Source organism: Limnohabitans sp. TEGF003, from assembly GCF_055395455.1.
On sequence record NZ_AP029225.1, the window covers coordinates 953,185 to 969,480 of the forward strand.

The window sequence follows — 16,296 nt, forward strand, 5'->3', positions numbered from 1 at the left end:
ATCAACATTGTTGATTATTATTTTATTCAATGACCGAATTTTTAGACTTTAACTTCTCTTCGGCCGAGGAAATATCTCTGGCCTTGGCGCAGCGATTAAAACGCCTGCGGATTCAAAAAGAGATTGCCCAAGCCGAGATGGCCGAGCGCATGGGCGTGTCTCGCAGCACACTCAACACCCTCGAAAACACGGGCAAAGCTTCGATGATCGTCTGGATCAAACTGGTCCAGTGTCTCGGTCAAGAGGGGCAATTACAGCCCTTGTTCAAACCCGCTGTCGCGTCCATTGCGGACATGGCGCAGCAACAAAAACCGGCTCGTCAACGTGTCTCTCGCACGCGCCGCATCCCGAAGGCAGCGCCGTGAAAAAAGTGCAAGTCCGTTATGAAGGCTGGGGCGAAAACTGGCTTTTGGGCACATTGGCCGACGATGGGCAGCATCTGCTTTTTGAGTATTCGGCTCAAGCCTTGAATGAAGGCCTGGACTTGTCACCGAGGCATTTGCCCTTGCAAAAACAGGCCCTTGGAAATTTTCCAAGGCACCTTGAACGCTTGCCGGGATTGTTTGCCGACTCTTTGCCCGATGGCTGGGGCATGCTGCTCATGGACAAGCTGTTCAGAAAGCAAGGCCTTCAGCCAGAACTGAATCGCCCCGGATTTTGAGGAGGCTCCACACTTTGAGAAGATGGAGCCATGAGCAAGAAATCAAACCGTTTTTCACCCGAAGTGCGCGAACGCGCTGTCCGCATGGTGCTCGAACACCGCGGCGAGTACCCATCTCTTTGGGCCACCATTGAATCAATTGCCCCCAAGATCGGGTGTGTGCCGCAAACCCTCAACGACTGGGTTCGCCAGCACGAAGTTGATGCAGGCATGCGCGATGGCCTCAGCTCTGACGAGCGAGCCCGCATCAAAGACCTTGAGCGTGAAGTCAAAGAACTGCGCAAAGCCAACGAGATCCTCAAGCTGGCGAGCGCTTTTTTTGCCCAGGCGGAGCTCGACCGCCGACTCAAGTCCTGAGAGCCTTTGTAGATAAACATCGTGCCACCTACGGGGTCGAGCCGATTTGCAAAGTGCTGCAAATTGCCCCCTCTGGTTACAGATGCCATGCTGCCCGTAAACGCAAGCCCGAACTGCGCTGTGCCCGGGCCAAACGCGATGAAGCCCTGATGCCAAAGATCCAAGCCGTCTGGCAGGCCAATATGCAGGTCTATGGGGCCGACAAGGTCTGGCACCAGATGAATCGTGAAGGAACTGAGGTGGCGCGTTGTACGGTCGAGCGGCTCATGAAACGCATGGGATTGCAGGGTGTGCGCAGGGGCAAGGTCGTGCGCACGACAGTCCCGGACAAAGCAGCTCCCTGCCCGTTGGAGCGGGTCAACCGTCAATTCAAGGCCGATCGGCCCAACCAGCTGTGGGTGTCGGACTTCACCTACGTCAGCACCTGGCAGGGCTGGCAATACGTGGCCTTTGTGATCGATGTGTTTGCCCGGCGCATCGTGGGCTGGCGGGTGAGCAGCTCCATGCGCACGGACTTTGTGCTCGATGCGCTGGAGCAAGCGCTGTTTGACAGGCAACCCGAGCGCTCGGATGCCTTGATACATCACTCGGACAGGGGGTCACAATATGTTTCCATTCTCTACACCGAACGCCTGGCCCAAGCTGGGATAGAGCCCTCGGTGGGCAGCCGTGGCGACAGCTACGACAACGCCTTGGCCGAGACGATCAATGGGCTGTACAAGGCCGAATTGATCCACCGCCGTGCACCCTGGAAAACCAAGGAGGCACTGGAACTGGCGACCCTGGAATGGGTGGCTTGGTTCAACCACCACCGACTGCTCAGCTCGATTGGGTATATTCCACCGGCTGAAGCTGAGGAGAACTACTACCGGCAGCTAGCCGGCAAGAACGAGACCGAGGTCTCAACTTAAACCAACTGGCCTCCACGAAACCCGGGGCGATTCAATGGTGTGATAGCACCGCCCCTGAAGTCAACGGACGGCCATCGTGATCGGTTTTGGGTATCGCCTAAAAACATGTTGTTGGCACCGGACATGTTTTGGGTAATTCGGTTCATGGTCAACAGTTTTGTTCGACCAGGAGACTTGAGGCAGCTCAAGCACAAGCATGTGACGGTGGTTCGGGGTGAATCGGTGTATTTGCGCTTGAATCTGCCGGAGACCAAAAAGCATGACAAACCCATGGTCACGTTACAACCGGCTGTTCATGTGTACGAATCACTGCTCAGGCACACCACAGCTCAGGGCTATGGTGGGCCAGATGACTATGTATTTTTGCCTGCCGAGAAGGACAGGAATTATGCGTTGGCTGTTTTGGGCTTTTGGTTCAAGTGGGTCATTCGAGAAGCTGGGTTGCCACTCACCGACAACATGAACAGACCGCGAACCTTGTATTGCCTGCGGCATACATCGATCATGTTCAGGCTGTTGTATGGGCAAGGCATCGACATGTTGACCTTGGCACGAAATGCCCGAACTTCGGTTCAGATGGTTGAGCGCTTTTATGCTTCTTCGCTCGATGGTGAAATGAATGTGGCGATGCTGCAAAGTCGACGGACGTCTAAGAAGAAGGGTTGATTGCGCAGGTTGTGCCTTCGTTGGGGATGGATACCCGCATGCGCGGGTATGACAATTTGGAATCTTCACCCCCGACTTGATCGGGGGTCCATGTCTTCGATGGCGGTGGATACCCGCGTGCGCGGGTATGACAAGCTGAAATCGTCACCCCCGACTTGATCGGGGGTTCATGCCTTCGGCTGGGATGGATACCCGCATCCGCGGGCATGACAAGTGAAGTGGCTATGACGAGTGAAGTCAACGCCCAGCGCGGTAGCGCTTCCACAGCGGTGGCACGATCAGCAGCAGCGCGGCGACGGCCATCAAGCCGCCGGACAAGGGCCGTGTGAAGAAGGTGGACCACTCGCCTTGGCTGATGGTGAGCGCTTGGCGCATGGATTGTTCGCCCAGTGGCGCCAAAATCAAACCCACGATCAAAGGGGCCGCAGGAAAGTCAAAGCGGCGCATGATGTAGCCCAGCAGGCCAAAGACGAACAGCAAGCCGACGTTGAATACCGAGTTGCCTGCGCCGTACACGCCTGCCGTCGAGATGACGATGATGCCCGCGTACAACCAGGGCGGCGGGATCTTGAGCAGCTTGACCCACAGGCTGACCAGCGGCAGGTTGAGCACCAACAAAATCACGTTGCCGATGTAAAGGCTGGCGATCAGCGTCCACACCAGGCTGCCTTGTTGGCTGAAGAGTTGTGGGCCGGTCTGGATGCCGTAGCCTTCAAAGGCCGACAGCATGATGGCCGCCGTGGCCGAGGTGGGGATGCCCAGGGTCAGCAAGGGCATGAGCACACCCGCCGCAGCGGCGTTGTTGGCGGCTTCGGGACCTGCCACACCTTCGATGGCGCCGTGGCCAAATTCTTCGGGGTGTTTGGAAAGTTTTTTCTCGGTGTAATACGACAGCAGCGTGGGCAATTCGGCTCCGCCTGCAGGCATGGCCCCAATAGGGAAACCAAAGAATGCGCCACGGAACCAGGCTTTCCACGAGCGTGCCCAGTCGCTCTTGCTCATCCACAGACTGCCGGAGAGCTTCATGACTTCGCCGCCTTTGGACTCACGCCCTTGCCACGCCAGGTACAGCGCTTCGCCCACGGCAAACAGACCCACAGCGGCCACGGTCACCTCGATGCCATCGAGCAATTCAGGGCGGCCAAAGGTGAAGCGGGGCTGACCGGTTTGCAGGTCCACACCCACCATGCCCAGCAGCAGGCCCAGGCCCAACGCGACCAGGCCGCGCAGCATGGAGTTGCCCAGCACGGCCGAGACCGCGACCACCGACAACACCATCAGGCTGAAGTATTCGGCAGGGCCAAAAGCCAGCGCCGCTTCGACCACCCAAGGGGCGACGAAGGTCAGGGCCAGCGTGCCGATGGTGCCGGCCACAAAGCTGCCGATGGCCGCCGTGGCCAAGGCTTGTCCTGCGCGGCCTCGGCGGGCCATTTTGTTGCCTTCGAGCGCGGTGACCACCGCCGCAGACTCGCCCGGGGTGTTGAGCAAAATCGAGGTGGTGGAGCCGCCATAGGCCGCGCCGTAGTAAATGCCCGCGAACATGACGAACATGCTGGTGGCGGGCACGTGGTAAGTGAGGGGCAACAGCAAGGCGATGGTCAGCGCCGGGCCAATGCCGGGCAACACGCCGACCAGCGTGCCAACAAAGCAGCCCACAAAGCCCCACATCAAGGTGGTGGGTTGCAAGGCAACGGCAAAGCCACCCATCAGGGCGTCAAAAGCTTCCATGGGGAATCCGATTCAAATCAACCAGGGCAGTGCAGGGCCCAAACCCACGCCCAGCAATTGGGCAAACACAAACCAGAACGTGCTGGCAATCGCCGCGCAGATGAGCGCAGACTTCAGGCCCAGCGGCGCGTCAAACGCGCGCGCCACCCCCATGCCGCACAAGGTGCCGGGGATGACAAAGCCCAAAGGAATGACCAAGGCGATGAAGGCCAGGCCGCCGCCCAGCAAGCTGAGCACCCGGGCGTTGGCGCCGGGCAAAGGCGACTGGTCTGGCGCTTCACTTTCGTCGGTCTGGCGACCGCGCCAGGCGCTGATGCCGTAGAGCACGGCAAACAGGCTGAGCGCGGCCACGATCACGCCGGGGGCCAATGTCGGGCCCACGGTCATCTGCATGAGCGATTCGGGGATGACCGTGACCTGCCAGGCGGCCACCCCGCACAGGGCGACCAGCAAGAGGGCGACGCGAAGCGGCGTCATGCCAGGCCCAGTTCTTTCATCAGAACTTCCTTCTCGGCAATGTCCTTGGCCAGGTCGCGCTCAAAGGGGCGCTCGGTCATGAAGGCGTCGGTCCACTTGCGTGTTTCCAACTCTTGCTTCCACGGTGCCGATGCGTTGAGCTTGGTCACAAAGTCGATCATGGCTTCGCGCTGGGCGGCCGAGATGCCGGGGGGCGCGAACACGCCGCGCCAGTTGGACTCGGTCACGTTCACACCCAGCTCGGTCAGGGTGGGCACGCTCACGCCAGGAATGCGGCGCTTGCCGGACACGGCCAGCGGGATCATGCGGCCAGCCTTGATTTGTTCTTCGAATTCGGAATAGCCCGAGATACCCGCCGACACCTGGCCACCCAAAATGGCGGCGTTGGCAGGGCCACCGCCCGCAAAGGCCACATAAGCGGCTTCGCGGGGGTTCTTGCCCAAGGCTTTGATCAACATGCCCAAAATCAGGTGGTCGGTGCCGCCTGCGCTGCCACCCGCGACCGACACGGCCTTGGGGTTGGCCTTGATGGCCGCTTCCAGTTCTTTCCAGGTCTTGATCTTGCCGTTGGCGGGCACCACGATCACGCCAGCTTCTTCGGTCAGGCGGGCAATCGGGGTCACGTCCTTGATGGTCACAGGGCTCTTGTTGGCAATGCCCGCGCCGATCATGACCGAGCCGCCCACCATGAGCGTGTTGCCCTGGCCTTTGCGTTGGTTCACAAAGCGGGGCAGACCCACCATGCCGCCTGCGCCGCCAACGTTTTCAAACTGCATGGTGCCCACCAGGCCTGCGGCCTTGGCGGCGCGCTCCATGGCACGGGCAGTGCCGTCCCAGCCGCCACCGGGGGCTGCGGGCACAAACATGTTGATGCTGGCGACCAAGGGCTTGGCCTGGGCCCAGGCGGGCAGGGTGAACGAAGCACCAGCGGCAGCGCCGAGGGCCAGGAAGTCGCGTTTGGAAATGGACATGCAGGTCTCCTGTGTGAAAATAAAAAACACCACTGCCGGGCACGCACCATGGGCAGATGGCACGATTTTGGTGCCGCGCCGGGCGTCAAGCTGTCAATCACCTGTCAAATCCATTCAGTAATTACCCTCAACCGCCCATGACGCCCCGAATCCTGCTGGTGGAGGACACCCCCGACATCGCCCTGTGGCTGGGCACCGCATTGCGCCAAGGGGGCATGCAGGTCGAATTTGCCACCGACGGCCATGCGGCCGACCTTTGTCTGCAGCCGGGGCACGGCTTTGACGCGGTGCTGCTCGATTTGCAGTTGCCGGGGCAAGATGGCTTGAGCGTGTTGCAGGCTTTGCGGGGGCGGGGTGATGCGGTGCCGGTGCTGGTCTTGACGGCGCGGGCCAGCGTGCCCGACCGGGTGCTGGGCCTGAACATGGGCGCTGACGATTACTTGCCCAAACCTTTTGATCTGAGCGAACTTGAAGCCCGTTTGCAGGTGTTGCTGCGCCGCCATGGCCGCGCCAAAACCACCGCGCTGCGGTGGGGGCCGCTGGAGATGCAGCCGGAAAACGGCACCGCACAACTGCACGGCCAGGTGTTGGCGCTGACCCAGCGCGAAGCCGCTGCGCTTCGGGTGTTGCTGTCGTCCCCGCAACGCACGGTGAGCAAAGAGCAGCTGCACACCGAAGTGTTTGTGGGTGACGACACCGGACTGGATGCGGTGGAGGTGCTGATTTACCGCCTGCGCAAAAAGCTCGAATCGTCTGCGGCATCGCAAGGGCGTGTGCCCGAGGTGGTGATCACCACCTTCCGCGGCATGGGCTACATGGTGACTTCTCCGGTCGGCACCGCATGACGCCGACACCTGCGCCATCGAATCGTGCCGTGGCATCGCTGCGCAGGCGATTGCTCAGCTGGATCTTGCTGCCTTTGGCGGCGCTGATTGGTGTGAACGCCTGGGTGGGCTATGGCAACGCGGTACAGGCGGCCAACGAGGCCTACGACCGGTCCTTGTACCTGGCGGCCCGCACCTTGGCAGAAGAGCTGGCCTGGCGCGATGGCCGCGTTCAGCTGGACGTGATGAAGGCCGCGGGCTACCTGTTCGAGAACCACACCGGATCGCGTTTGTTCTACAAAGTCACCACCCCCGGCGGTCAGTGGCTGGCGGGGGTGGCGGCCTTGCCCGATGTCCCCGTGCGTGCGCAGTCGGCCGTGAAGTACTTTGCCTTGGTGCAGTTTGACGATGGGGTGTATCTGAACCAGCCCGTGCGCCTGGCGCAGCTCACACATGTCATGGAAGACGCGGGCCTGGCCGATCCGCTGATCAAGATCACCGTGGCCGAAACCATGGAGGCGCGACAGCAACTGATCCAGCACATTTTGTGGGACACCTTGGGCAGCCAGGGCTTGTTGCTGCTGGCCGCTGCGGGCCTGGTGATCTGGGGCGTGCAGCGCGGCATCCGGCCGCTGGAGGCGTTTCGTCAGCAACTGGCGAGCAAGGCCGACGATGATTTTTCGCCCATCCAGCCGCCGGACTTGCCGCGCGAGTTGCGGCCCCTGATCGAGACCCTCAACAGCTACCTGGATCGGCTGGGGCGCTTGATCGACATCCGCAAACGCTTTCTGGACAACGCCGCGCACCAGCTGCGCACGCCGCTCACGGCCCTCAAGACGCAGCTGGCGCTGGCCCAGCGCAACACCGAGCCAGAGCAGGCGCAGACCTTGTTGACCGCTGCGCGCCAAACCACCGAGGATGCCGTGCGCCTGACCGAGCAGCTGCTGGCCATGACCCGTGTGGAGCACGCCCGGGAAATGCACAGCCCGCAAACCGTGGACCTGGTGGCGTTGGCACGGCGCGTGACGCAAGAACATCTGGTTCGGGCCCACCAACTGGGCGACGACCTGGGGCTGGAGGCACAGGTGGTGCAATGTGAAGTGCAAGGTGTGGACTTGCTGCTGCACGAAGCCTTGAGCAACCTGATCGACAACGCGATTCATCACGGCCCCGTGGGCACGCACATCACGGTGCGCGTGGGCCATGGGTGGTTCGAGGTGGAAGACGATGGCCCGGGCATCGCGCCCGAGCACCAGGCGCATGTGTTCGAGCGCTTTTACCGCGCGGCCCCTTCAGGGGTGACGGGCAGCGGTTTGGGTTTGGCCATCGTGAAAGAGATTGCGAGCCAGCACGGTGCGCAAGTGCGTGTGCGCAGTCCTTTGCGCGATGGTCAGGGCACGGTCATCCGTATGGCTTGGGTGAGTCACGGGTGATCTTCTTGACCGGACGCCACTGCGCCTTTGTTTGTCACGCCCGATTGGATCGGACGTCCATGCCTTCGCCAGCCATGGATACCCGCATGCGCGGGTATGACAGACCAGCGGGCTAGGTTGACAACTCACTTTTGTCACCCCCGACTCGATCGGGGGTCCATGCCTTCGCCAGCCATGGATACCCGCGTGCGCGGGTATGACAAATTCTCGTCACGCCTGACCCAAAGCCTCGTCACGCCTGACCCAAAGCCTCGTCACCCCCGACTTGATCGGGGGTCCATGCCTTCGTCAGCCATGGATACCCGCGTGCGCGGGTATGACAAATTCTCGTCACGCCTGACCCAAAGCCTCGTCACCCCCGACTCGATCGGGGGTCCATGCCTTCGTCAGCCATGGATACCCGCGTGCGCGGGTATGACAAATTCTCGTCACGCCTGACCCAAAGCCTCGTCACCCCCGACTTGATCGGGGGTCCATGCCTTCGTCAGCCATGGATGCCCGCGTGCGCGGGTATGACAGGTTGATCTGTGTGACGGGTGCTAGCTCAGGTGTAGCGCTTACTCCGCAGGTTGTTTTTCATGTCGCGCAGCACGGGTTGCAGTTCTTCGCCAATGCGCAGCGCCACCGTGGTCGCCAGGATATCGATGATGAGCAGGTGGAGCAATCGCGAGACCATGGGGCTGTATTTGTCGTAGCCCTCGGGGTGATCGGCCGTCAGGTGGATGTGCCCGGCGCTGGCCAGAGGCGAGCCGCTGGCGGTGATGACGATGGTGGTGGCGCCTTGCTTTTTGGCGATGTCGCAGGCGTCCATCAGGTCACGCGTGCGGCCGGAGTTGGAGATGATGACGGCGCAGTCGCCGGGGCGCAGCATGGAGGCGCTCATGACCTGCATGTGGCCGTCGCTGTAGGCGATGGCGTTCACGCCGAGGCGGAAGAATTTGTGCTGCGCGTCTTGCGCCACGATGCCGGAGTTGCCCACGCCGTAAAACTCGATGCGGCGGTTGGTTTTTTGCGTGGCCGCCAAGGCTTGTGCCGCATGCTCCAGTGCGAACGAGCTGGCGTCGTTGCGGTACTTCAAAAATGCGGCCACGGTGTTGTCGATCACCTTGACCGCGATGTCGCTGGTTTTGTCGTCTACATCCACGCTGCGGTGGATGAAGGGCACACCTTCGCTGACGCTGCCCGCCAGTTTGAGCTTGAAATCGGACAGGCCGTCATAACCCATGCTGCGGCAAAAACGCACCACAGTGGGTTTGCTCACATGGGCGCGGTCGGCCAACTCGGTCACGGGCAGGTTGGCAAAAGCCCGGGGGTCGGCCAGCACGAGTTTGCCCACACGTTGCTCGGCCGGGGCTAGGGAAGGCAGGGAGGCTTTGATTCGGTCAAGCATGGGCTGTCTCCAGTTGCGTTCAAATGTTTGGATGGGATGAATGGACCTTGTGGGAGCGAGCCCCTGCTCGCGAATGTGAGCTTTGAGCTACTTCATGCATTCGGTCGCAGGGGCAGCCTCCCACAAATTCAAAGTCAGACACAAGAGTCGATTCCTTCAGAGGTCAGACCTCTTCGCTCCAGCAAAAACCGTCGCGCGCGATCATGGCGCTCGATGCGCTGGGGCCCCAGGACCCGGCGGCGTAGGGCCGTGGCCCGATGGTGTCGCCGACCCAGTGTTGCAAGATGGGCTCCACCCAGCGCCAGGCTTCTTCCTGTTCGTCGCTGCGCACGAACAGGTTCAGGCGGCCATCGAGCACATCGAGCAGCAGGCGCTCGTAAGCCCCCACGCGCTCGCTGCCAAAGCGTTTGTCAAAGTCCAGGTCCAGGTGCACCGGGCTCAAGGTCTGTCCGCCTGCACTCTGACCGCGTTTGCTCTGGCCTTGGGCAAACAGGTGCAGCTCCAGCCCGTCCTTGGGCTGCAAGTGGATGACGAGTTTGTTCACCTGGCCCACGGGGGTTCTGAAAATATCGTGGGGTGTGGGGCGGAAGTTGATCTCGATGTGCGCCTCACGCGACGCCATGCGTTTGCCCGTGCGGATGTAAAACGGCACGCCCGCCCAGCGCCAATTGGCGATTTCGGTGCGCAGGGCCACGAAAGTTTCGGTGTTGCTGTCGGGGCTCACGCCCGGCTCGTCGCGGTAGCCGGGCACCGCTTTGCCTTCCACATTGCCGGCGCTGTACTGGCCACGGATCACATGCTGGCTCAGGGTTTCGGGGGTCCAGCGTTTCAGGGCGCGCAGCACCTTGAGCTTTTCGTCGCGTATGGCGTCGGCGTGCGCGTTGATGGGGGGCTCCATCGCAATGGCGCACAGCAGTTGCAGCGCATGGTTTTGCACCATGTCGCGCAGGGCGCCTGTGGTTTCGTAAAAGCCGCCGCGTTTTTCAACACCCAGCTCTTCGGCCATGGTGATCTGGATGTTGGCGATGTGCTCGCGCCGCCACAGGGGCTCGAACAGCGCGTTGCCAAAGCGCATGGCAAACAGGTTTTGTACGGCAGGCTTGCCCAGGTAGTGGTCGATGCGAAAGATCTGCTGCTCTTTGAAGGCCAGACCCACCGCATGGTTGATGGCGCGGTTGGAGGCCAGGTCGTGGCCCAGTGGTTTTTCGAGCACGATGCGCGTTTTGGGCGTGTTCAGACCGCTGGCGGCGAGTTGTTCGCACACGGTGGTGAACAGGCTGGGGGCGGTGGACAAATACATCACCACATGGTCGGTTTCGCGCTCGGCCAGGCGGCTGGCCAGCGCCGCATAGGCTTCGGGTCGGGACAGGTCCATGCGCACGTAGCACAGCAGGGCGGCGAAACGGGCGAACTCTTCAGGGTTGGGGCGCTTGTCGCCCTCGACCTGCTCAAAGCGCGACTGGATTTGCTGGCGGTATTGCTCGTCACTCAAATTGTCACGACCCACACCGATGATGCGGCCCCCTTCGGGCAAACTGCCGTGGCGGTAGGCCTGAAACAGGGCGGGCATGAGTTTGCGCCAGACCAGATCGCCTGTGCCGCCGAAGAAAACCAGATCAAAAGCCATGATGTTATGAAATTACATGAAAAATTGGTTTGTAATGTAACTTTGTTTCATCGATAATTCAAGCCACACCTCCTGAAAACCGCCATGAACCAACTCGACGCCCTCAAACAATTCACCACCGTGGTGGCCGATACCGGTGATTTCAAGCAGCTCAGCGCTTTCCAGCCGCAGGACGCGACGACCAACCCGTCACTGATCCTCAAAGCGGTGCAAAAACCCGACTACGCGCCCCTGCTGGCCGAAACCGTGGCCGCCCACAAGGGCCAACCGCTGGATGTGGTGATGGACCATTTGTTGGTGCGTTTCGGTTGCGAAATTTTGAAAACCATTCCTGGCCGTGTCTCGACCGAAGTTGACGCTCGCCTGAGTTTTGACACCGCCGCCACGGTGGCGCGTGCGCGCCGCCTCATGGCGCTGTACGAGGCGCAGGGCATCGGCCGCGAGCGCGTGCTGATCAAGATCGCCTCGACCTGGGAAGGCATTCAGGCCGCAGCCGAACTCCAGCGCGAAGGCATCCGCTGCAACCTGACGCTGTTGTTCGCTTTTTGCCAGGCGGTGGCGTGTGGCCAGGCGCGTGTGCAGCTGATTTCGCCTTTTGTGGGCCGCATCTACGACTGGTACAAAAAAGCCGCAGGCCCCAACTGGGTGGAAGCCGACAACGCGGGCGCGAACGACCCTGGCGTGAAATCTGTGCGGGCCATCTTCAACCACTACAAAAAGCACGGCATCGCCACCGAGGTGATGGGCGCGTCATTCCGCAACATCGGCCAGATCACCGCGTTGGCCGGATGTGACTTGCTGACCATCAGCCCTGAGTTGCTGGCGCAGCTGGCCGCGACCGAGGCACCTTTGGGCCGCGCACTCGATGCCGATGCGGCGCGCGCCATGGACCTGCCGGCCATCTCTTATGACGAAGCTTCTTTCCGCCTCGCCTTGAACGAAGACGCCATGGCCACCGAGAAGCTGGCCGAGGGCATTCGCGCTTTCTGTGCCGATGCGGTCAAACTTGAAGTGCTGATGCAGCAAGCCTGATTCGGGCCAAGTTTGGCTTGGCCCATCTTGTTTTTGTGGGAGGCCGCCCCTGCGGCCGAATGCACGTTGGGGTCATACAGGTATTCGCGAGCAGGGGCTCGCTCCCACAAAGTCAATCGCCTTGATGAAGCATTTATGTAGGAGCGAGCCCCCGCTCGCGAATCGCTGAATCTACCGCTATTTTTGAAACCGCTCGATTGAAAGCCCTTATGCGTTGTGACCAGACCCTCGCCTGGAAAAATCTACAAGCCCATGCCCAAGGCTTCGCGGGCTTTGATTTGCGCACCGCTTTTGCGGCCGATGCACAGCGTGCGCAGACCCTGAGCCAGTCGGCACCGCATGTGTTTGCTGACCTGTCGAAAAACCACACCGACAGCGCCACCGAAGCATTGTTGATGGCGTTGGCGCAGCAGACAGGCCTGGCCGCGCACCGCGACGCCATGTTCCGTGGTGAGCACATCAACGCGACCGAAGACCGCGCCGTCATGCACTGGCTGCTGCGCCAACCGGCGGGCAGTCTGCAGGGGGCGCTGGCAGCACCGCTGGCACAGGTGCATGAAACCCTCGATGCCATGTTGCGCTTCGCCGAGCAAGTGCGCGCCGATGCGCAGATCACCGACGTGGTGAACATCGGCATTGGCGGCTCGGACCTGGGTCCGCAGATGGCGGTGCTGGCGCTGCAGGACTTCGTGATCCCGGGCAAGCGCTTTCATTTTGTGTCGAATGTGGATGGCCATGAACTGGCCGCGGTGCTCCAAGGCCTGAAGGCCGAGAACACCTTGTTCCTCATCGCTTCCAAAACCTTCACCACCATCGAGACCATGACCAACGCCCGCTCGGCGCTGGCCTGGTTCCAGGTGCAGGGCGGTACCGACGTGTCGCGCCATTTTGCGGCGCTGACCACCAACGTGGCCGCTGCAGCCGAGATGGGCATCACCACCACCTTCGGTTTTTGGGACTGGGTGGGCGGGCGTTATTCGGTTTGGTCGGCCATTGGCCTGCCGGTGGCGATCGCCATCGGGGCGCAGGGTTTCAAAGACCTGCTGGCGGGCGCGCATGCCATGGACCAGCACTTTCAGACCGCGCCGCTGGAGGCCAACTTGCCGGTACGCCTGGGCTTGCTTGATGTCTGGTACCGCAATTTTCTCGGCTACACCAGCCGAAGCATTGCGCCCTACCACAGCGCCTTGCGACGGGTGCCTGCGTATTTGCAGCAGTTGGAGATGGAGAGCAACGGCAAGCGTGTAGACCGCAACGGGCAGGCGCTGCCTTACGGCACCTCGCCTGTGCTCTGGGGCGAACCCGGCACCAACGGGCAGCACGCTTATTTCCAGATGTTGCACCAGGGCACCGATGTGGTGCCGCTGGAGTTCATCGCCGTGAAAAAGCCCACGCACAGCCTGAAAGACCACCACGAACTGCTGTTGGCCAACGCGATTGCACAGGCGCAGGCGCTGATGCTGGGCCAGGCCGACGCAGGTGGGCACAAAAACTTCACGGGCAACCGGCCCAGCACCTTTTTGCTGCTGGAAGAACTCACCCCTGCCAGTCTGGGGGCGCTGATCGCCTTGCAGGAACACCGCGTGTTCACGAGCGGCTCGGTCTGGGGCATCAACAGTTTTGACCAGTGGGGCGTCGAGCTGGGCAAGGTGCTGGCCAAAGACATCCATGCGCGCCTACTGTCGGGGGATGCCAAGGGTCTGGATGCTTCAAGCGCCGCTTTGCTGCAGCGCGTGCGCTTGGGCTGATGCCAGCTGCGCCTTGTCCCCCCGGACGGATCCGGGGTCCATGCCCAGCCGCCATGGATGCCCGCATGCGCGGGCATGACAGGGATCGCTCACCTCGGGCAGCTGTTTCCCTGATCGGAAAAGCAAAGTCTTTTTTAACAATTTGATACGTTTAAATTACATTTTTATTTAGTTTAAATGTATTCATATTTTATGATTTGGCCATGGACAACGCCATGGACCTCTACGCTGAACTCGGTGTCACACCGCAAGCCGAACCCGAAGTGATTCGGGCGGCCTTCCGCGCATTGGCCCAGCGTTACCATCCTGACCGCCAAGGGGGCGCATCCGCGTTGTGGGCGGCCAAGATGGCCCGCATCAATCAGGCTTACAGTGTTTTGAGCCAGCCTGAGCGTCGTCGTGCTTATGACGCCAGTCGCTGCGCACCGCGCCCTCGGTTTGTGGCACCCCAGATCCACATCACCACGACCCGTGCAACGGTGCGCAACGCACAACCGTTTTTGACCACCTACGATGCGCGTGGTCGACTGCACGCTTTTGTCTGAACCCTGTCACACAACGGGCATTCGGCGCTGAAGCCCTGGCGTCGTGGTGCTTGGCTTATCATTTGCAGATGCGCCGACTTTTCCTTTGCTTTCTGCTGTGCCTGATGCCCCTGCGGCTGTGGGCGGGCGCATGGATGCCTGTGGCGGAAAGTGGTGCGCACCATCCCTCTGCGGTGACGGTGCTCAACTTGGCGCAACACGCGCCGGCGGAAGCTGTGCATGACTGCCATGACGCCATGGCAGCCTGGGTGCCCGATGCGCACGCGAGCCATGTGCAGCCTGCCGCGCAGCCCGATTCAGGCGTTCAAACTGCCGATTGCCACGATGGCACTTGCCAACTCTGCGGCGTTTGCCACCAGAGCGCGAGCCTCACGGCATGGCCTTTGGTGCTGCCTGTTTTTCAGGCCCACCCGCTGCCTGTCGGTGCTTCTGTGGCGCATCTGGCCCTGACAGCGCCGCCGCTCACCAAGCCCCCCATTTCCTGAACCTCACGCCACAGGTGCGTCTGCTTGCCGTCAAGGCGGGCGGGTGCCGTGTTCGTCTGTTTCAGGAAATTGACATGAATCCCCTTTTGAAACGCGCCTTGGGTCCTTGGGCCTTGGGTGTCGCGCTGGTGGCAGGCCTGGGGCCTGCTGCCTGGGCGCAAGCCCCAAGTGCCGCAGCACCCGCTGCTGCGCATGTGCATGGTGCTCCATCCCCTGCCGGGCCGAGTCCTGTGCCATCGGCCACGGCAGGCCAGCCCGCCCTCAGCTGGCAGGACGCCAACCGGGCTGTGGCGCAGTTCCCCCGTGGCTATGCGGATGTGCTGCGCTGGGAGCAAAAGAACCTGCCGCCCTTGCAGGAGGCACCTGCGCACCCCGATGCGGGGGCATTGACGCTGGCTGTGGCTCAGCGCCTGGCCCTGCAGGACGAAGCCCAGTGGCTCAAACCCGGCATGAGCGCCGTGGAGGAGGCCGAAGTGCGCCAGCAGATGGCGGCTGTGCGCCGTGATGTGCAAAAGCTTTGGGTCGATGCGGTGGCCAGCCGCCAGTCGGTGGCGCACAGCCGAGACATTCTGGCCGTGGCGCAAGCCGGGGCCGAACTGGGCCAGCGCATGGCGCAGGTCGGCAACTGGAGCCGTGCCCGGCAAATCCAGGAAGAGCTGTCGCTGTGGGACGCGCGCGCGCGGCTGGACAAGGCGCAGCTCCAAGCTGACCGTGCTCTGCAGGCCTTGTGGCAGCGCATCGGTGCCGGCATGACGCCTCAGACCCTGGCGCAGCAGTTGCCTTTGCATTTGCCCTTGGGCGCACCCACAGAGGGTGCGGTTGAGGCCTTGAGCAGCACGCCGGCACAAGGCGGTGTTCCTGCGGATGCTCTGGCGGCCCTGCAGGCGCGGGCGCTGCAAGCCCATTTGCGCTGGCCTCTGGAGGACCTGCTGGCGCGGCGTTTGATGGCCGGGCTGGGCTTGAGTGCGCAAGATATGCAAGCCGCGCAAAAAGCCATGCAAGAGCTGGCCGGGCAGGAACGGCCGATGTGGGACCCGCGCAACATGCGCTGGGGCCATGCGTTTGAAAAGGCGTGGCAAGCCCGCCTGCAAGCCGATCGGCTGGCGCGGCAGGTGCGTGCCGATGTGCAGCTGGCGGTGAACGCTTACCAGCTGGCACGCCAGACGGCGCAGCACACGCAGGCGCAGGTGCTGCGCTTGCACACCGAGCTCTCGCAGGAGACCCTGCTGCGCTACAACGGCATGCTCAAAAGCACCTGGGACCTGCTGGCCAGCGCCCGCACGCGCATCGACAGCGTGGACGCGGCCCTGCAGGCACAGCGCCAACTCTGGCTGGCCCATGCCGATCTGATGGCCGTGCTGGCGGGCTTGCCTTACCCGGCCGTGGCCAGCGATGCGTCTGGCGCAACCGGCCCTTCCACCAACCCAGCAGGACACTGACC

16 protein-coding genes and 1 other annotated feature are annotated in these 16,296 nt (G+C 61.9%); of the genes, 11 read left to right on the forward strand and 5 right to left on the reverse strand.

From position 1 onward, the window contains the following. Positions 1 to 29 precede the first annotated feature (29 nt). The 4 genes from ACZ5RT_RS04605 to ACZ5RT_RS04620 all read left to right on the forward strand — a co-directional run bounded on the left by ACZ5RT_RS04605 (position 30) and on the right by ACZ5RT_RS04620 (position 2,595). Positions 30 to 365: a helix-turn-helix transcriptional regulator gene (locus ACZ5RT_RS04605; protein ID WP_464453661.1), complete on the forward strand. Its 336-nt coding sequence runs from the start codon at positions 30 to 32 to the stop codon at positions 363 to 365. Then, positions 362 to 661 carry a HipA N-terminal domain-containing protein gene (locus ACZ5RT_RS04610; RefSeq protein ID WP_464453662.1) on the forward strand — a complete coding sequence of 100 codons (300 nt, stop codon included), beginning with the start codon at positions 362 to 364 and terminating at the stop codon, positions 659 to 661. Before ACZ5RT_RS04605 ends, ACZ5RT_RS04610 begins: the two co-directional genes overlap by 4 nt. 30 nt (positions 662 to 691) lie before the next feature. Further along, a protein-coding gene (locus tag ACZ5RT_RS04615; RefSeq protein ID WP_464453663.1) for an IS3 family transposase occupies positions 692 to 1,929 on the forward strand; the annotation gives its coding sequence in 2 pieces (ribosomal slippage) (positions 692 to 983 and positions 983 to 1,929; 1,239 coding nt in all). Beyond that, positions 973 to 1,089: a sequence feature (AL1L pseudoknot), on the forward strand. It overlaps the preceding gene by 117 nt. A 144-nt stretch (positions 1,930 to 2,073) precedes the next feature. Then, entirely contained in the window at positions 2,074 to 2,595 is a 522-nt protein-coding gene (locus ACZ5RT_RS04620) for a hypothetical protein (RefSeq protein ID WP_464453664.1), read from the forward strand. 237 nt (positions 2,596 to 2,832) lie between these two features. Here the strand turns inward: ACZ5RT_RS04620 and ACZ5RT_RS04625 are convergent, their stop codons facing one another. From ACZ5RT_RS04625 to ACZ5RT_RS04635, 3 genes are read right to left on the reverse strand one after another with little or no spacing between them, the layout of a single operon-like run. After that, positions 2,833 to 4,323: a tripartite tricarboxylate transporter permease gene (locus tag ACZ5RT_RS04625; protein WP_464453665.1), complete on the reverse strand. Its 1,491-nt coding sequence runs from the start codon at positions 4,321 to 4,323 to the stop codon at positions 2,833 to 2,835. Between the two features lie 12 nt (positions 4,324 to 4,335). After that, a complete protein-coding gene (locus ACZ5RT_RS04630; RefSeq protein WP_291926464.1) occupies positions 4,336 to 4,800 on the reverse strand; it encodes a tripartite tricarboxylate transporter TctB family protein in 465 nt (154 codons plus the stop codon). Next, complete coding sequence (locus ACZ5RT_RS04635) at positions 4,797 to 5,771, reverse strand: Bug family tripartite tricarboxylate transporter substrate binding protein (RefSeq protein ID WP_291926461.1); 975 nt, start codon at positions 5,769 to 5,771, stop codon at positions 4,797 to 4,799. Before ACZ5RT_RS04635 ends, ACZ5RT_RS04630 begins: the two co-directional genes overlap by 4 nt. A 137-nt stretch (positions 5,772 to 5,908) precedes the next feature. Here ACZ5RT_RS04635 and ACZ5RT_RS04640 point away from each other — a divergent pair, with 137 nt between their 5' ends. Both ACZ5RT_RS04640 and ACZ5RT_RS04645 read left to right on the forward strand, forming a co-directional pair. After that, positions 5,909 to 6,616 (forward strand): response regulator transcription factor, encoded by a 708-nt coding sequence (locus ACZ5RT_RS04640; RefSeq protein WP_464453666.1) that lies wholly within the window; start codon positions 5,909 to 5,911, stop codon positions 6,614 to 6,616. Continuing rightward, positions 6,613 to 8,028: a sensor histidine kinase gene (locus ACZ5RT_RS04645; protein ID WP_464453667.1), complete on the forward strand. Its 1,416-nt coding sequence runs from the start codon at positions 6,613 to 6,615 to the stop codon at positions 8,026 to 8,028. Before ACZ5RT_RS04640 ends, ACZ5RT_RS04645 begins: the two co-directional genes overlap by 4 nt. A gap of 544 nt (positions 8,029 to 8,572) precedes the next feature. Here the strand turns inward: ACZ5RT_RS04645 and ACZ5RT_RS04650 are convergent. Continuing rightward, on the reverse strand, positions 8,573 to 9,418 hold the full coding sequence (locus ACZ5RT_RS04650) for a MurR/RpiR family transcriptional regulator (RefSeq protein WP_416560269.1): 846 nt from the start codon (positions 9,416 to 9,418) through the stop codon (positions 8,573 to 8,575). A gap of 163 nt (positions 9,419 to 9,581) precedes the next feature. After that, positions 9,582 to 11,045: a glucose-6-phosphate dehydrogenase gene (gene zwf / locus ACZ5RT_RS04655; RefSeq protein WP_464453668.1), complete on the reverse strand. Its 1,464-nt coding sequence runs from the start codon at positions 11,043 to 11,045 to the stop codon at positions 9,582 to 9,584. Between the two features lie 84 nt (positions 11,046 to 11,129). Between zwf and tal the strand changes: the two genes are divergently transcribed. The 5 genes from tal to ACZ5RT_RS04680 all read left to right on the forward strand — a co-directional run bounded on the left by tal (position 11,130) and on the right by ACZ5RT_RS04680 (position 16,294). Beyond that, the gene (tal, locus tag ACZ5RT_RS04660) at positions 11,130 to 12,077 is read left to right on the forward strand and encodes a transaldolase (RefSeq protein WP_291927775.1); all 948 of its coding nucleotides are present in this window, start codon (positions 11,130 to 11,132) and stop codon (positions 12,075 to 12,077) included. 209 nt (positions 12,078 to 12,286) lie between these two features. Next, positions 12,287 to 13,825 (forward strand): glucose-6-phosphate isomerase, encoded by a 1,539-nt coding sequence (gene pgi, locus ACZ5RT_RS04665; protein ID WP_464454191.1) that lies wholly within the window; start codon positions 12,287 to 12,289, stop codon positions 13,823 to 13,825. A gap of 215 nt (positions 13,826 to 14,040) precedes the next feature. Further along, positions 14,041 to 14,370: a J domain-containing protein gene (locus ACZ5RT_RS04670; protein WP_291940634.1), complete on the forward strand. Its 330-nt coding sequence runs from the start codon at positions 14,041 to 14,043 to the stop codon at positions 14,368 to 14,370. 236 nt (positions 14,371 to 14,606) lie between these two features. Further along, complete coding sequence (locus ACZ5RT_RS04675; RefSeq protein ID WP_464453669.1) at positions 14,607 to 14,855, forward strand: hypothetical protein; 249 nt, start codon at positions 14,607 to 14,609, stop codon at positions 14,853 to 14,855. 74 nt (positions 14,856 to 14,929) lie between these two features. Next, positions 14,930 to 16,294, forward strand: a complete 1,365-nt coding sequence (locus tag ACZ5RT_RS04680) for a TolC family protein (protein WP_464453670.1) — start codon at positions 14,930 to 14,932, stop codon at positions 16,292 to 16,294. The last annotated feature ends 2 nt before the right edge of the window (positions 16,295 to 16,296 follow it).

Coding starts and splice junctions, on each gene's coding strand:
- ACZ5RT_RS04680 (WP_464453670.1), top strand. CDS start 14,930: ATGAATCCCCTTTTGAAACGCGCCTTGGGTCCTTGGGCCTTGGGTGTC.
- pgi (WP_464454191.1), top strand. CDS start 12,287: ATGCGTTGTGACCAGACCCTCGCCTGGAAAAATCTACAAGCCCATGCC.
- ACZ5RT_RS04625 (WP_464453665.1), bottom strand. CDS start 4,323: ATGGAAGCTTTTGACGCCCTGATGGGTGGCTTTGCCGTTGCCTTGCAA.
- ACZ5RT_RS04605 (WP_464453661.1), top strand. CDS start 30: ATGACCGAATTTTTAGACTTTAACTTCTCTTCGGCCGAGGAAATATCT.
- ACZ5RT_RS04675 (WP_464453669.1), top strand. CDS start 14,607: ATGGCAGCCTGGGTGCCCGATGCGCACGCGAGCCATGTGCAGCCTGCC.
- ACZ5RT_RS04635 (WP_291926461.1), bottom strand. CDS start 5,771: ATGTCCATTTCCAAACGCGACTTCCTGGCCCTCGGCGCTGCCGCTGGT.
- ACZ5RT_RS04620 (WP_464453664.1), top strand. CDS start 2,074: ATGGTCAACAGTTTTGTTCGACCAGGAGACTTGAGGCAGCTCAAGCAC.
- tal (WP_291927775.1), top strand. CDS start 11,130: ATGAACCAACTCGACGCCCTCAAACAATTCACCACCGTGGTGGCCGAT.
- ACZ5RT_RS04650 (WP_416560269.1), bottom strand. CDS start 9,418: ATGCTTGACCGAATCAAAGCCTCCCTGCCTTCCCTAGCCCCGGCCGAG.
- ACZ5RT_RS04640 (WP_464453666.1), top strand. CDS start 5,909: ATGACGCCCCGAATCCTGCTGGTGGAGGACACCCCCGACATCGCCCTG.
- ACZ5RT_RS04645 (WP_464453667.1), top strand. CDS start 6,613: ATGACGCCGACACCTGCGCCATCGAATCGTGCCGTGGCATCGCTGCGC.
- ACZ5RT_RS04670 (WP_291940634.1), top strand. CDS start 14,041: ATGGACCTCTACGCTGAACTCGGTGTCACACCGCAAGCCGAACCCGAA.
- zwf (WP_464453668.1), bottom strand. CDS start 11,045: ATGGCTTTTGATCTGGTTTTCTTCGGCGGCACAGGCGATCTGGTCTGG.
- ACZ5RT_RS04630 (WP_291926464.1), bottom strand. CDS start 4,800: ATGACGCCGCTTCGCGTCGCCCTCTTGCTGGTCGCCCTGTGCGGGGTG.